Source organism: Catellatospora coxensis, assembly GCF_016862635.1.
Taxonomy (GTDB): domain Bacteria; phylum Actinomycetota; class Actinomycetes; order Mycobacteriales; family Micromonosporaceae; genus Catellatospora; species Catellatospora coxensis.
The window spans coordinates 39354-53780 of sequence record NZ_BONI01000067.1 but is presented as its reverse complement, the minus strand read 5'-3'; the positions used below and the strand labels follow the sequence as shown (position 1 = coordinate 53780).

The 14427-nt window shown below is 71.3% G+C and carries 12 protein-coding genes; 6 read left to right on the top strand and 6 right to left on the bottom strand.

Annotation, left to right across the window (positions count from 1 at the left end):
- Nucleotides 1-187: 187 nt before the first annotated feature.
- The 3 genes from Cco03nite_RS31220 to Cco03nite_RS31210 form a co-directional block, all read right to left on the bottom strand.
- Nucleotides 188-1093, bottom strand: a complete 906-nt coding sequence (locus Cco03nite_RS31220; RefSeq protein ID WP_203696745.1) for an ATP-grasp domain-containing protein — start codon at nt 1091-1093, stop codon at nt 188-190.
- An 82-nt stretch (nt 1094-1175) separates the two neighbouring features.
- Complete coding sequence (locus tag Cco03nite_RS31215) at nt 1176-1496, bottom strand: hypothetical protein (protein ID WP_203696723.1); 321 nt, start codon at nt 1494-1496, stop codon at nt 1176-1178.
- A gap of 217 nt (nt 1497-1713) precedes the next feature.
- Entirely contained in the window at nt 1714-2637 is a 924-nt protein-coding gene (locus Cco03nite_RS31210) for a heme o synthase (RefSeq protein WP_203696743.1), read from the bottom strand.
- A gap of 296 nt (nt 2638-2933) precedes the next feature.
- Between Cco03nite_RS31210 and tkt the strand changes: the two genes are divergently transcribed.
- From tkt to pgl, 6 genes are read left to right on the top strand one after another with little or no spacing between them, the layout of a single operon-like run.
- Nucleotides 2934-5012, top strand: a complete 2079-nt coding sequence (gene tkt / locus Cco03nite_RS31205) for a transketolase (RefSeq protein ID WP_203696721.1) — start codon at nt 2934-2936, stop codon at nt 5010-5012.
- 3 nt (nt 5013-5015) lie between these two features.
- Nucleotides 5016-6131 (top strand): transaldolase, encoded by a 1116-nt coding sequence (gene tal / locus Cco03nite_RS31200; protein ID WP_203696719.1) that lies wholly within the window; start codon nt 5016-5018, stop codon nt 6129-6131.
- Nucleotides 6128-7780, top strand: a complete 1653-nt coding sequence (locus Cco03nite_RS31195; RefSeq protein WP_373314370.1) for a phosphoglucose isomerase-related protein — start codon at nt 6128-6130, stop codon at nt 7778-7780. The genes tal and Cco03nite_RS31195 overlap by 4 nt, the downstream gene beginning before the upstream one ends.
- Before the next feature lie 12 nt (nt 7781-7792).
- Nucleotides 7793-9328: a glucose-6-phosphate dehydrogenase gene (gene zwf, locus Cco03nite_RS31190; protein WP_203696733.1), complete on the top strand. Its 1536-nt coding sequence runs from the start codon at nt 7793-7795 to the stop codon at nt 9326-9328.
- Nucleotides 9329-9362: 34 nt separating this feature from the next.
- Entirely contained in the window at nt 9363-10358 is a 996-nt protein-coding gene (locus Cco03nite_RS31185; RefSeq protein WP_203696717.1) for a glucose-6-phosphate dehydrogenase assembly protein OpcA, read from the top strand.
- Nucleotides 10355-11170, top strand: coding sequence for a 6-phosphogluconolactonase (pgl, locus tag Cco03nite_RS31180; RefSeq protein ID WP_373314368.1), 816 nt, complete (start codon nt 10355-10357; stop codon nt 11168-11170). The genes Cco03nite_RS31185 and pgl overlap by 4 nt, the downstream gene beginning before the upstream one ends.
- Before the next feature lie 68 nt (nt 11171-11238).
- Here pgl and secG read toward each other — a convergent pair whose 3' ends face one another.
- The 3 genes from secG to tpiA all read right to left on the bottom strand — a co-directional run bounded on the left by secG (nt 11239) and on the right by tpiA (nt 14378).
- The gene (gene secG / locus Cco03nite_RS31175) at nt 11239-11505 is read right to left on the bottom strand and encodes a preprotein translocase subunit SecG (RefSeq protein WP_203696709.1); all 267 of its coding nucleotides are present in this window, start codon (nt 11503-11505) and stop codon (nt 11239-11241) included.
- 76 nt (nt 11506-11581) lie between these two features.
- Nucleotides 11582-13324 carry an ABC transporter substrate-binding protein gene (locus Cco03nite_RS31170; protein ID WP_203696707.1) on the bottom strand — a complete coding sequence of 581 codons (1743 nt, stop codon included), beginning with the start codon at nt 13322-13324 and terminating at the stop codon, nt 11582-11584.
- A gap of 274 nt (nt 13325-13598) precedes the next feature.
- The gene (tpiA, locus tag Cco03nite_RS31165) at nt 13599-14378 is read right to left on the bottom strand and encodes a triose-phosphate isomerase (RefSeq protein ID WP_203696705.1); all 780 of its coding nucleotides are present in this window, start codon (nt 14376-14378) and stop codon (nt 13599-13601) included.
- Between the last annotated feature and the right edge of the window lie 49 nt (nt 14379-14427).

The following is a 14427-nucleotide window of genomic DNA, read 5'->3' as shown; positions in this document are numbered from 1 at the left end:
CGAATGCGGGGTCAAGATATGCGCAGGTGCCAGGCAAGTCGAACGATCTTGGGCGGAGTGCGGTGCGCCGGCGCGCCCGCGCAGCGGTTCGGGGGTCGCCACGGCGGCGGGCCGGGTGTCACCGCGGAGGCGGGTCGGGGCGTCGCCAGGGCGGCGGGTCTGGCGTCGCCAGGGCCGCGGGTCAAGGTCAAATGGCCCAGGTGATGGCGGCGGCCAGGCGGGCGGCCGCGCCCTCGTCGTGGAGCATGAAGACCGAGGGCTCGGTCAGTTCGAGTTCGACGAGGAGCGGGTTGCCGCGCTCGTCGGGGATGAGGTCGACGCGGGCGTAGACCAGGCCGGTGGGCAGGGTGGCCACGACGGCCTCGCCGACGGCGCGCTCGGCGGCGGTGGGCACCCGGGGCGTGATCTCCTCGGGCTTGTACAGGGTCTCCAGACCCTCGTCGGGGCCGGTGAGCATGGGGCCCTTGCGGATGGCGTGGCTGTACGCCAGCCGGCCCGTCTCCGGGTCGGCGAAGAAGAGCAGGGCGGTCTCGCCGTACGAGTCCACGGCGGGCAGGTACGGCTGGACCATGGTGATCCGGCCGGCCGCTTGGAGGCGCTGGACGTGAGCGATGGCCTGCGCGGCGTCGGACGGGCCGTAGCGGCCGGTGTCGCGGCTGCCCGCGCTGACCGCGGGCTTGATGACGTACTCGCCGGCCGGGGGCGTCCAGGAGTCGCCGGGGGCCAGGAAGGTGGTCGGGGTGACCGGCAGGCCGGCGGCCGCCAGCTCGGCGAGGTAGCGCTTGTCGGTGTTCCAGGCCACCGTCTCGACCGGGTTCACCAGGCTGGGCACGCCCGAGGCCCAGGCCAGGAACTCGTCGTGGCGCTGGGCGTAGTCCCACGGGGAGCGCAGCACCACCAGGTCGTACGCGGCCCAGTCAGCCGCGGGGTCGTCCCACACCACCGGCTCGGCGTCGACGCCCAGGTCCGCCAGCGCGGGCAGCACCAGCTGGTCGTCCGCCTCCAGCAGCGGGATCTCGGCGCAGGTCACGATCGCGACCCGGGGGCGGTCACCGGGGCGGGGCGAGGTGGCGGAACCTGCTTCAGAAACCAGGGCGACCCGGGCCTGGGCCCGGGTCGCGTGGTCAAGGGATGTGCTCACAAGATCCGAATATAACGCGGGATCTGAAAGAACCTCAGCGCGCCAGGACTCGCTTGGACATGGAACGCCAGAGGTCGTTCGTGGGGCGCATGAGCTCGATCAGCTCGCGCTCCCACTCGTTCTCCACGGTGATGCCGGCCTTCTCGCAGGCGGCCCGGGCGATGTCGGTGCTGGCGGCCATCCGGTCGCCCCATGCCCCGTCATTGCCCACCAGCACGATGCGCGCACCGCGCCGTCCGACGTACTCGACGACTCCCTTCGCTCCCCCGTGCTCGCTCGCGAAAGCGCGCAGGCCCGCCACGAGGGTGGCGGTGGGGTGCTCGATGGTCGTCGTCGTATCTGAACCTTCTGCCATGCCAAGCACGATAAGCAGAACGGGTGTCTTGTGGAGGGATGGTGAGGAGCTTTTGTGATTCCTGTTACGTGATCGCAACCCGATGTACAGAGATCGACTGTCCGGGTTCGCCCGGAAATAGCATCGTCAATGCGTCACAGAACGGACAGAAATCAGTCAGCTGGCCGACAGCCCTTACCGAAAAAGGGCGTGTCCGGCCGAAACAGGTAAGAACCGCTCAGATGAACACGTCGACCGCGGTGGCCACGAACACGATCGTGAGGTAGGCCGTGGACCAGTGGAACAGCCGCATGGGCTTGACGTCCTCGCCCTTCATCGTGCGGCTGTACAGGCCGTGGGCCTCCAGGATGAAGAAGCCGCCGCAGATCAGCGCGGGTACGCCGTACACCGACGACATGCCCAGCGGCCACACCGCCAGCGAGGTGGCCACCGTGAGCCAGGAGTAGACCACGGACTCGATCGCGACGCGACGCGGGGTCGCCACCACGGTCAGCATGGGGATGCCGGCCTTGGCGTAGTCGTCCTTGAACCGGATCGCCAGCGCGTAGAAGTGCGGCATCTGCCAGAAGAAGACGACGCCGAACAGCAGCCAGGCCGCCGGGGCCAGCGAGTTCGTGACCGCGGCCCAGCCGATGAGCACCGGCATCGCCCCGCACACGCCGCCCCAGAAGGTGTTGTGCGGCGTGGTCCGCTTGAGCCACGCGGTGTAGATCACGTCGTAGTAGACGATCGCGGCCACGGTCAGCGCGGTGGCCAGCCAGTTGGTGAACGCGGCCATCAGCAGCGTCGAGGCGACCGCGAGGGTGAGCCCGAACACGAGCGCGTTCTTGGGCGAGATCTTGTGCGTGACCAGCGGGCGGCGCGAGGTGCGGCCCATCAGCGGGTCGATGTCGCGGTCGATGTAGCAGTTGATCGCGTTGGCCGCGCCGGCCGCGAACGAGCCGCCGACCAGCACGACCAGCATCAGCCAGAGCGACGGCAGCCCCTCGGCGGCCAGCATCATCGCCGGGATCGTCGTGATGAGCAGCAGCTCGACGATCCGTGGCTTGGTGAGCGACACGTATGCCCCCACCACCGCCCATCGGGCCTTGCGCCGCTGCAGCTGGGCGGCACGGGCCACCGCGCCCGGCTGGACCGGGATCGTGGCGGTGCGGGGGGACGGGAGATCTACGGTGGCCGCCTCAGGCGACTCTGCGGCGAGCGTGCTCACCCGCAACAGGGTACGGCAACGCTGGTCAACCCCTGCGGGCGCGCCACCACGCGCGGAATGGACGGGTTCGCACATGCGTCGTGCGCGGTATGAGTAGGGTCAACACCGACGCCGGCGACACCGTGGCCGCCCGGACGACGATGCTTTGTACCTGCCGGAGCCCCTGGGCGTGGCGAACCTTCCACGGCCTGGCGTGACGGAAACGAGCCGCTAGGAGTAGCACAGCTGTGACCGAGCAGTTGATCTGGTCTGACATCGACCGCCGCGCGGTGGACACCGCCCGCGTCCTGGCCATGGACGCCGTCGAGAAGGCCGGCAACGGCCACCCGGGCACCGCGATGAGCCTCGCCCCCCTGGCTTATCTGTTGTTCCAGCGGGCCATGCGGCTCGACCCCAACGACCCCGACTGGACCGGCCGCGACCGCTTCGTGCTCTCCGCCGGCCACTCCTCCCTCACCCAGTACGTCCAGCTCTTCCTGGCCGGCTACGGCCTGGAGCTGTCGGACCTGCAGGCGCTGCGCCAGTGGGGCTCGCTGACCCCGGGCCACCCGGAGCACGGCCACACCCGCGGCGTCGAGACCACCACCGGCCCGCTGGGCCAGGGCCTGGGCAACGCGGTCGGCATGGCGATGGCGGCGCGCCGCGAGCGCGGCCTGTTCGACCCGGACGCCGCCCCCGGCACCAGCCCGTTCGACCACCACATCTACGTGATCTGCTCGGACGGCGACATCGAGGAGGGCGTGACCCACGAGGTCTCCTCGATCGCGGGCCACCAGAAGCTGGACAACCTCATCGTCTTCTACGACGACAACGAGATCTCGATCGAGGACAACACCCTGATCGCGAAGTCCGAGGACGTCTGCAAGCGCTACGAGGCGTACGGCTGGCACGTCGAGAAGGTGGACTGGACCGGTGGCAACACCGGTTACCACGAGGACATCCCGGCGCTGTGGGCGGCGATCCAGCGTGCCAAGGCGGTCACCGACCGGCCCAGCTTCATCGCGCTGCGCACCATCATCGGCTGGCCCGCGCCGACCAAGCAGAACACCGGCAAGATCCACGGCTCGGCGGTCGGCCCGAACGAGGCCGCCGCGGTCAAGGAGCTGCTCGGCTTCGACCCGGCCGTCGCGTTCCCGGTCGAGGACGAGGTCATCGCGCACACCCGCGCCGTGACCGAGCGCGGCCGCCTGCTGCACGAGCAGTGGGAGGAGGCCTTCCACGACTGGGCGAAGGCCAACCCGGAGCGGCTGGCGCTGTTCGACCGGATGAGCACCCGCACCCTGCCGGCGGGCTGGGAGAAGGCGCTGCCGTCCTTCCCGCACGACCCGAAGGGCCTGGCCACCCGCGCCGCGTCCGGCCAGGTGCTGAACGCGCTGGCGCCGGTGCTGCCGGAGCTGTGGGGCGGCTCGGCCGACCTGGCCGAGAGCAACAACACCACCATGAAGGGCGAGCCGTCGTTCGTCCCGGCCGAGTTCGCCACCAAGGAGTTCCCCGGCGACGAGTACGGCCGCACGCTGCACTTCGGCATCCGCGAGCACGGCATGGGCTCGATCATGAACGGCATCGCCCTGCACGGCGGCACCCGCGTGTACGGCGGCACGTTCCTGGTCTTCTCCGACTACATGCGCCCGCCGGTGCGCCTGGCCGCGCTGATGAAGCTGCCGGTGACGTACGTCTGGACGCACGACTCGATCGGCCTCGGCGAGGACGGCCCGACCCACCAGCCGGTGGAGCAGCTCACCGCGCTGCGCGCCATCCCGGGCCTGGACGTGGTGCGCCCGGCCGACGCCAACGAGACCGCGCACGCCTGGCGCATGGCGCTGGAGCACAGCGACCGGCCCACCGCGCTGGCGCTGACCCGGCAGAACGTGCCCACGCTCGACCCGGCGAAGATCACCGGTTTCGAGCGCGGCGGCTACATCCTGGAGGAGGCCTCCACCGGCGCCCCGCAGGTGATCCTCATCGGCACCGGCTCCGAGGTCTCGATCTGCCTCAAGGCACAGGAGCTGCTGGAGGACGAGGACGTGCCCACCCGGGTGGTGTCCATGCCGTGCCAGGAATGGTTCCGCGCCCAGGACGCGGGGTACCGGGAGTCCGTGCTCCCCGCGAACGTCAAGGCCCGGGTGAGCGTCGAGGCCGGTATCGCCATGTCGTGGCGTGACCTGGTCGGCGACGCCGGCGAGTCGGTGAGCCTGGAGCACTACGGCGCGTCGGCCCCGGCCGCCACCCTGTTCGAGAAGTTCGGTTTCACCCCGGAGGCGGTCGCGGCCGCGGCCCGCCGCTCCCTGAACAAGGCAGGCGAGTGACACATGACTGATCCACTGGGCGAGCTCTCCGCCGCGGGCGTCGCGGTATGGCTCGACGACATCTCCCGTGAGCGGCTGACCGAGGGCGGCTCGCACACCGCGCTGGCCAAGCTGCTCGACGAGTCGCACGTCGTCGGCGTGACCAGCAACCCGACCATCTTCGCGGGCGCGCTGGCGGGCAGCGACGACTACGACGCGCAGCTGCACGACCTGAAGGTGCGCGGCGTCACGGTCGACGAGGCCGTGCGCATGCTCACCACGTACGACATCCGCTGGGCCTGCGACGTGATGCGCCCGGCGTTCGACGCCTCCGGCGGGGTCGACGGGCGGGTGTCCATCGAGGTGGACCCGCGGCTGGCCGACCAGACCGAGCCGACCATCGCCGAGGCCAAGCAGCTGTGGTGGCTGGTCGACCGGCCCAACCTGTTCATCAAGATCCCGGCGACCCTGGCCGGGCTGCCCGCGATCACCGCGGCGCTGGCCGAGGGCATCAGCGTCAACGTGACGCTGATCTTCTCGCTGGAGCGCTACCGCGCGGTGATGGACGCCTGGCTGACCGGCCTGGAGCAGGCGCAGGCCAACGGGCACGACATCGCCAAGATCGAGTCTGTGGCGTCGTTCTTCGTGTCGCGCTTCGACACCGAGATCGACAAGCGGCTGGAGAAGATCGGCACTCCGGACGCGCTCGCCCTGCGCGGGCAGGCCGCGGTCGCCAACGCCCGGCTGGCGTACGGCGCGCACCTGGACGTCGTGAACGGCCAGCGCTGGGCCGCCCTCAAGGCCGCCGGGGCCAAGCCGCAGCGGCCGCTGTGGGCCTCCACCGGCACGAAGAACGAGGCCTACCCGGACACGCTCTACGTCGAGCAGCTGATCGCGCCGAACACGGTCAACACCATGCCGGAGAAGACCATGAAGGCCTTCGCCGACCACGGCAAGGTGCCCGGCGACACGGTCACCGGCAACCTGCAGTCGGCCGAGATGACCCTCGACGCGCTGCGCGAGGTCGGCGTCGACTACGACGACGTGGTGGAGTTCCTGGAGCGCGACGGCGTCGCCAAGTTCGACGCCAGCTGGAAGGAACTGCTCGCGGGCGTGCAGGCGAAGCTGGAGAAGGCGTGAGCGAGCAGCGCAACATCGAAGAGGCGGTGTTCGGCGGCGGGCTGACCGTGCGGGTTTCCCGGGAGGTCGCCGAGGCGGCCGAGCCGGTGCTGGCGCGGCTGCTGGCCGACGGGGTGCCCGCGAAGCTGGCGGCCAAGGACCCGACGCTGTGGGGTCCGGCCGCCGAGGCCGAGGCCGGGATCCGGCTCGGCTGGGTGGACACCTTCCAGCGCAGCCGGGCGCTGCTGCCGCAGCTCGCCGAGCTGCGGGAGGAGCTGGGCGACCTGGACCACGTGGTGCTGGCCGGCATGGGCGGCTCCTCGCTGGCCCCCGAGGTGATCTCCCTCACCCTGGGCAAGCAGCTCACCGTGCTGGACACCACCGACCCGGGCCAGGTCGCCGCCGCGCTGGGCGACCGGCTCGACCGCACCGTGGTGGTGGTGTCGAGCAAGTCCGGCGGCACCGTGGAGACCGACAGCCACCGCCGGGCCTACCTGCAGGCATTCCTCGACGCGGGCATGAGCCCGGCCGAGGCCGGCCGGCACTTCGTCGTCGTCACCGACCCGGGCTCGCCGCTGGAGGCGACCGCCCGCGAGATGGGCGCGACCGTGCTGCTGGCCGACTCGGACGTGGGCGGCCGCTACTCGGCGCTGACCGCGTTCGGCCTGGTGCCGACGGCGCTGGCCGGGATCGACGTGGCCGAGCTGCTGGACCAGGCGGAGGAGTTCGCCACCACGCTGACCGGCGACCTGGACAACCCGGCGTTCCTGCTCGGGGCGGCGATGGGCGCGGCCGCCCTGGCGGGCCGCGACAAGATCGCGCTGGTCGACGACGGCAGCGGCATCAGCGGCCTGGGCGACTGGGCCGAGCAGCTGATCGCCGAATCCACCGGCAAGGACGGCAAGGGCATCCTGCCGGTCGTGGTGGAGACCCCGACCAGCGCCGGGGCGACCGGGTCCGACGTGCTCACCGCCACGGTCGGCGGGTCGCTGGGCGTCGGCGCGGTGCCGGGCAGCGGCGTGGCGCCGCACGTCTCGGTCAACGGGCCGCTCGGCGCGCAGTTCCTGTGCTGGGAGGTCGCGACCGCGGTGGCCGGGCGGGTGCTCGGCATCGACCCGTTCGACCAGCCCAACGTCACCGAGTCCAAGCAGAACACCAACAAGATCCTCGAGGCGGGCCTGCCCGCGGCGGCGCCGTCGTTCACCGAGGGCGACATCGTCGGGTACGGCGACGCGAGCTCCCTGGAGGACGCGTTGCGCGCCCTGCTCGGGGCCGCGGGCGAGCACGGCTACGTCGCTGTGATGGCCTACCTGGACCGGTTCGCCGACGCGGACGCCGCGAAGGTGCGCGAGCTGCTGGCCGCCGCGAGCGGCCGCCCGGTGACGTTCGGCTGGGGCCCGCGCTTCCTGCACTCGACCGGCCAGTACCACAAGGGCGGTCCGCAGGTCGGGGCGTTCCTGCAGATCACCGGCGAGGCCGCCGAGGACCTGGCGGTGCCGGGCCGGCCGTACACCTTCGGCCGGCTGCAGGCGGCCCAGGCCGCGGGCGACCGGCAGGCGCTGGCCGGGCGCGACCGCCCGCTGCTGCACCTGCACCTGACCGACCGGGCCAAGGGCATCGCCCAGCTGCTGGAGGCCGCGGCCCGACTCCAGCCGTACAAGGAGAGGTGACGTCACGTGACCGTGTCGTCCGACCCGCAGCGGAGCAATCCGCTGCGGGACCCCCAGGACCGCCGTCTGCCGCGGATCCCGGAGCCCTGCGCGCTCGTCATCTTCGGGGTCACCGGCGACCTCGCCCGCAAGAAGCTCATCCCGGCCGTGTACGACCTGGCCAACCGGGGCCTGCTGCCGCCCGGCTTCGTGATCGCCGGCTTCGCCCGGCGTGACTGGGGCGACGGCGACTTCGAGAACGTGGCCCGCACCGCGGCCATGGAGCACGCGCGCACCCCGTGGCGCGAGGAGGTCTGGGCCCGGCTGGCGGGCAACTTCCGCTTCGTGGGCGGCGCGTTCGACGACGACGCCGCCTTCGACCGGCTGCACGACTGCCTGAACGAGCTGCGCGACTCGCACGGCATCATGGGCAACGCGGCGTTCTACCTGTCCATCCCCCCGGCTGCCTTCCCGACCGTGCTCAAGCAGCTGGAGCGCACCGGCATGGCCGACAACGCCAAGTCGGGCGGCTGGCGGCGGGTCGTGGTGGAGAAGCCGTTCGGCGAGGACCTGGAGTCGGCCAAGGCGCTCAACGACCTGGTCGACGACGTGGTCAGCGCGGAGGACGTCTTCCGCATCGACCACTACCTGGGCAAGGAGACGGTCCAGAACATCCTGGCGCTGCGCTTCGCGAACTCGCTGTTCGAGCCCCTGTGGAACTCGAAGTACGTCGACTCGGTGCAGATCACCATGGCCGAGGACGTCGGCATCGGCACCCGGGCCGGCTTCTACGACGCCACCGGCGCGGCCCGCGACGTCATGCAGAACCACCTGATGCAGCTGCTGGCGCTGGTCGCCATGGAGGAGCCGACCACGTTCGACGCCTCCGAGATCCGGGCCGAGAAGCTCAAGGTGCTGCGGGCCACCGTGCCGCCCAAGGACGTCACCACCGAGACCGTGCGCGGCCAGTACCTGACCGGCTGGGTCGCCGGGGCGCGGGTCCCGGGTTACCTGGAGGAGTCGGACGTCCCGCCGGACTCGAACACCGAGACGTACGCGGCGGTGCGGCTGACCATCCAGAACCGCCGATGGGCTGGCGTTCCGTTCTACATCCGCGCCGGCAAGCGCTTGCCGCGGCGGGTCACCGAGGTCGCCGTGCTCTTCAAGAAGGCGCCGCACCTGCCGTTCTACCCCGAGGACGTGGAGCTGCTGGGCAACAACCAGCTGGTCATCCGGGTCCAGCCGGACGAGGGCGTGATGCTGAAGTTCGGCTCCAAGGTGCCCGGCACCCAGATGGAGCTGCGCGACATCACCATGGACTTCGCCTACGGCGAGGCCTTCACCGAGTCCAGCCCGGAGGCGTACGAGCGGCTCATCCTCGACGTGCTGCTGGGCGACCGGACGCTGTTCCCGGACGCGGCGGAGGTCGAGGAGGGCTGGCGCATCATCGACCCGCTGGAGGACGCCTGGGCGGGCACCAAGCCCGCGACGTACCGGGCGGGCGAGTGGGGTCCGCGCGAGGCCGACGAGATGCTGGCCCGCGAGGGCCGCTCCTGGCGGCGGGCATGACCGAGCTGTTGATCAAGCTGGGAAGTGGGACGGAATGCTAGCCCTGTGGGACACCACCGGTAACGAGGTGGTGCGCAAGCTCGCCTCGGAGCGGCGCAACGCGGGCGGCGTCGCCAGCGGCCTCGCCCTCAACCTGGTCGTCATCGTGGACGAGGGCCGGGTGCGCCAGGTCGAGGACGCGGCCACCATCGCCGCCGCGTCGCACCCCTGCCGGCTGCTCGTGGTCAGCCGCGGCCCCGTCGCGGGCGTCGACGCGGCCACCGCCAACGCCAAGAACCGGCTCGACGCCGAGATCGTCGTCGGCGGGCGGCTCGGGCCGTGCGAGGCCGTGATCATGCGGATGCACGGCCGGCTCGCCCTGCACAGCGAGTCGGTGGTCATGCCGCTGCTGGCCCCGGACGTGCCGGTGGTCACCTGGTGGCACGGCTGCCCGCCCGAGCACATCGCGTACGACCCGCTGGGTGTCGTCGCGGAGCGCCGGGTCACCGACATCGCCCAGTGCCCCGACCCCGCCGCGGCGCTGCGGCAGCGGGCGCTGGACTACGCCCCCGGCGACACCGACCTGTCCTGGACCCGGCTGACCGGCTGGCGCGCGCTCATCGCGGGCGCCTTCGACACGGCGTCGGCGGGCGCGCTGTCGGCGACGGTGCACGCCGCCGCCGGTGACCCGCTGGGCGCGCTGCTGCGCGGCTGGATCATCGCGCGGATGGGCATCCCGGTGCAGCTCGCCGAGGTCTCCGGTGCGCTGCACGGGGTCGACTTCGCGCTGGCCGACGGCGGTTCGCTGAGCCTGCACAGCACCGGCGACGGCATGGCCCTGCTGCGCAAGTCCGGCTCGCTGGACCAGGTGCTGCCACTGGTGGAACGCCGCCTCGGCGAGGTGCTGGCCGAGGAGCTGCAGCGCCTCGACGCCGACCAGCCGTACGCGGCCGCGCTCGCGGCGGCGACGGGAGTCGCGAACCTCGGCGACCGGGCGTCCACCCGTACCCACATCTGGCAGGACCCGGCCTGGGAACCGGTGGCCGCATGAGCGAGCGTCAGCGAGCGATTCCGGGGCCTGGCGCACACGCCGCCGACGGGTCCGTGCCGGCGGCGGCCGTGGTCGTGCATGCCGACGCGGGCGTGCTCGCCCAGGCGGTGGCCGCGCGGCTCATCGTGCGGGTGCTGGACGCGCAGGCCGCGCGGGGCACGGCCGACGTCGTGCTGACCGGCGGCCGGGTCGCGGCGGCCGTGTACCGGGCGGTGCTGGCCAGCCCGGCTCGCGACGCGGTCGACTGGTCCCGGGTGAACCTGTGGTGGGGGGACGAGCGTTTCCTGCCCGCCGGGGACCCGGAGCGCAACGAGACCCAGGCGCGCGAGGCCCTGCTGGACTCGCTGCCGCTCGACTCGGCCCGGGTGCACCCCATGCCACCCCCGGACGGCCCCGACGGCGCTGACCCCGAGCTGGCGGCCGCCCGGTACGCCGCGGAGCTGGCCCGGCACGCGCCCGACGGAGGCGCGCTGCCGCACTTCGATCTGGTGCTGCTCGGCGTCGGCGAGGACGGCCACGTGGCGTCGGTGTTCCCGGGCCACCCGGTGTCCGCCGAGACCGGCCCGGTCTGCGCGGTCCGGGACAGCCCCAAGCCGCCGCCGCTGCGCACCACGCTCACCATTCCCGCCCTCGACACCGCGGACGAGGTCTGGCTGATCGCGGCCGGGCCGGACAAGGCCGAGGCGGTCGGCGCGGCGCTGTCCGGGCCGGCGCTGCTGCCCGCGGCCCGGGTGCACGGCGTCTCGCGCACCGTGTGGCTGCTCGACCGGGCGGCGGCGGCAGCCGCACCGGCGCACCTCGTCCCGAGCTGAACACCCGCGTACACGCCGAAAGGGCGGCCGACCCGAAGGTCAGCCGCCCTTTCGCGTGCTTGCGTTCGTCAGCCGACGGCGCCGGCGGCCATTTCGAGCTTCAGCCAGAGGCCGAGCCCCACGATGCAGGCGAACCAGACGATGCCCACCAGCACGGTGTAGCGGTCGAGGTTCTTCTCCGCCACCGACGACCCGGCCAGGCTCGACGACACGCCGCCGCCGAACATGCTGGACAGGCCGCCGCCCTTGCCCCGGTGCAGCAGGACCAGCATCGTCAGCAGGGCGCTGGTGATGATCAGCAACACGATCAACGTGTAGGCGAAGCCGATCGGCATGAGCAGGTGTCCTTAGGCTCGGTGGCCGCTCGCGCGGCCTTGGGTGTCGGTCAACAATAGCGGTCCATCGTACCGGCTAGGAGGCCGAGGAGGTCACATCCACCGGGATCGAGGGGTCCTTCAGGCCCAGCGACGCCAGGTCGGGCGCGCCGAACTGGGCGTGGATGAAAGCCCCCGCGACGTTCGAACCGTACATGCGGATCGCGTTCGGGTACAGCACGGGGATGGTCACGGCCAGCTCCGACAGCTTGCTGTCGATCTCGCCCCACAGCTTGTACTGCCGGTTCAGGTCCTGCTCGGCCAGCGCGTCGGAGATCGCCTTGTTGATGTCCGAGTCGTTGAGGAACGAGTAGTTCGAGCCGCTCTGCTCACCGGTGGGCTTGACGAGCTTGCCGTCGAACAGCGGCGGGATGACCGCCGAGCCGTTCGCCCAGTCCGGGATCCAGCCGGCGTAGACCAGGTGGTTGCCGTGGCCGATGTCGGCGATGCTGCCCCAGTACGTGTCGGCGGGCAGCCGCTTCAAGTCGACCTTGATACCGACGCGCACGTAGGCGTCGACCATGGTCTTGACGTAGCGGGCGATGGTGTCGTTGTCGGGCAGCACCACCGAGATCTTCTCGGGGCAGGGCTTGCCGTCCTTCCTCGCCTTGTCGATGAGCGCGAGCGCCTTGTCCTCGTCGCCGTCGCTGTCGGTGAGGGTGCCGTAGTGGTCGAACTTGGCATGCGCCAGCAGGTTCGGCGGGATCATCGAGGTGGCCAGGTCGCCGATCACGGAGCCGCCCATGGCCTGGCGGTACTTGCGCTTGTTGAACGCGTACGCCAGCGCCTTGCGGCAGTCCAGGTTCGGCATCTTGACGGTGTTGATGGCGAAGTAGCGCACCGAGCCGCTGGGGCCCGTCGCCACCCGCTGCGACAGTTTGGGGTCGTTGATGACCTGCTGCAGGAAGTTCGGCGCCACGTTGCTCTGCAGCATGACCGTGTTGCGGTCGGCGCCCTGGTCCTGGATCAGCGCGTTGGTGACGGCCGGGTCGTTGGAGTCGATCACGAAGACGATCTTGTCGGGGTGACCCTTGCGGACCGAGTCGAGGCTCGCCGACCAGTGCTCGTTGCGGACCAGCGTGAAGGTGGTGTCGCTGGACCGTGGCTCCATGCGGTAGGGGCCGTTGGACAGCGGACGCTTGTCGTAGGCGTCCTTGTCGCCGTCCGCGCCCTGCTTGGCGGGCGAGAAGATCGGCAGCGCCACCGTGTAGTTGAAGTCGCCGGCCGGCTGCTTGAGCTTGAACTTGATGGTCCGGGTGTCCTCGCAGACCACCGAGTCCAGGCCCTTGCCGCTGTACGGGCCCTCGTACGGGGTGGCGTTGTCGGCCAGCATCAGCTCCGCGTAGGGCAGACCCGAGTCGAACAGCGCCGCGAAGTTGCGCTCCACGCCGTACTTGACCTGCGAGCAGTTGACGGGCGAGCCGTCCTCCCACTTCACCCCCTCACGCAGCTTGAACTCCCAGACCGTGTTCTTCTCACTCGGCCGGCCGAGGTCGGTGGCCAGGTCGGGCACCAGCTCGCCGCTGGCCGCGCCGGGCTCGGCCCGGTAGGTGGTCAGGGTGCGCGACATCAGGCGGCTGATGTTGTTGTCCATCGCCGCCGCGATGCGCTGCGGGTCCAGGTGCTCCGGGAGCTGCGGCAACACGACGCGGAGGGTGCCGCCCGTGGAGACCGTGTCGTTGGCGTCGGCCGCCGAGTCGCAGGCGGAGGCGGCGCCGAGCGCCATGACCGCGACGGCGGCGGCGGTGATCCGCCGCATGCGGTGCTTGAGGTATGGCATCGTCGTCCTCCCAGCGGGCGTGGGGGTGGCCCGCCAAGGATCTCAGGGGTGGTCGGGGGGTGAACCGCTCGAAGCCGCACGACGTCTCGGTCGCCCGGCCACGCGCACACTCTAGGCACTATGGTGACCGGCGCGGCAGCCGGGAGTCAGATCGCAACAAAGCAGGACTGCGGGCGTTCGAAAGATCACTTAGCGTGCATGGACGGCCCGGCCCGGAACGAAGTCCGCCCCCGCGGCCGGAGCCGCGGGGGCGGAGCAGGATCGTGCCGCCGGCTCAGAGGCCGAGGCGGACGAGCCTGGTGAACTCGTCGGCGTCGAGGCTCGCCCCGCCGACCAGCGCACCGTCGATGTCGGGCTGCGCCATGATCGCGGCGACGTTGCCCGCCTTCACGGAGCCGCCGTAGAGCACGCGCACCGCCTGCGCGGTGGACTCGCCCTGGGTCTTGGCCAGCTGGGCACGGATCGCCCCGATGACCTCCTGGGCGTCCTCGGGCGTGGCGGTCTTGCCGGTGCCGATCGCCCAGACCGGCTCGTACGCCACCACGACCTTCTCCACCTCGGCCGGGGTGAGCCCGGCCAGGCCGCCGTCGAGCTGCGCGAGCGTGTACTCGACGTGCTCGCCCTTCTCGCGGATGTCCAGGCCCTCGCCCACGCACAGGATCGGCGTGATCTCGTTGGCCAGCGCCGCCTTGACCTTGGCGTTGACCAGCGCGTCGGACTCGTTGTGGTACTGCCGGCGCTCCGAGTGGCCCACCGTCACGAACGAGCAGCCCAGCTTCGCCAGCATCGCGCCGGAGATCTCCCCGGTGTACGCGCCGGACGGGTGCGCCGAGAGGTCCTGCGCCCCGTACTTGATGAGCAGCCGGTCGCCGTCCACCAGCGTCTGCACGCTGCGGATGTCGGTGAACGGCGGCAGCACCGCGGCCTCGACCTCTTCGAGCTGCTTCTCGGTGAGGCTGAAGGCCAGCTTCTGCACGAGCGCGATGGCTTCGAGGTGGTTGAGGTTCATCTTCCAGTTGCCGGCCATCAGCGGCCGGCGCTTCACGTCAGCCATGGCTGAGCCTCCAGAAGTTCGCGACTGCGAGGCTCGCAAGCTCGCTCCT

Coding starts and splice junctions, on each gene's coding strand:
- Cco03nite_RS31215 (WP_203696723.1), bottom strand. CDS start 1,496: ATGGCAGAAGGTTCAGATACGACGACGACCATCGAGCACCCCACCGCC.
- tal (WP_203696719.1), top strand. CDS start 5,016: ATGACTGATCCACTGGGCGAGCTCTCCGCCGCGGGCGTCGCGGTATGG.
- Cco03nite_RS31185 (WP_203696717.1), top strand. CDS start 9,363: ATGCTAGCCCTGTGGGACACCACCGGTAACGAGGTGGTGCGCAAGCTC.
- pgl (WP_373314368.1), top strand. CDS start 10,355: ATGAGCGAGCGTCAGCGAGCGATTCCGGGGCCTGGCGCACACGCCGCC.
- secG (WP_203696709.1), bottom strand. CDS start 11,505: ATGCCGATCGGCTTCGCCTACACGTTGATCGTGTTGCTGATCATCACC.
- Cco03nite_RS31170 (WP_203696707.1), bottom strand. CDS start 13,324: ATGCCATACCTCAAGCACCGCATGCGGCGGATCACCGCCGCCGCCGTC.
- tpiA (WP_203696705.1), bottom strand. CDS start 14,378: ATGGCTGACGTGAAGCGCCGGCCGCTGATGGCCGGCAACTGGAAGATG.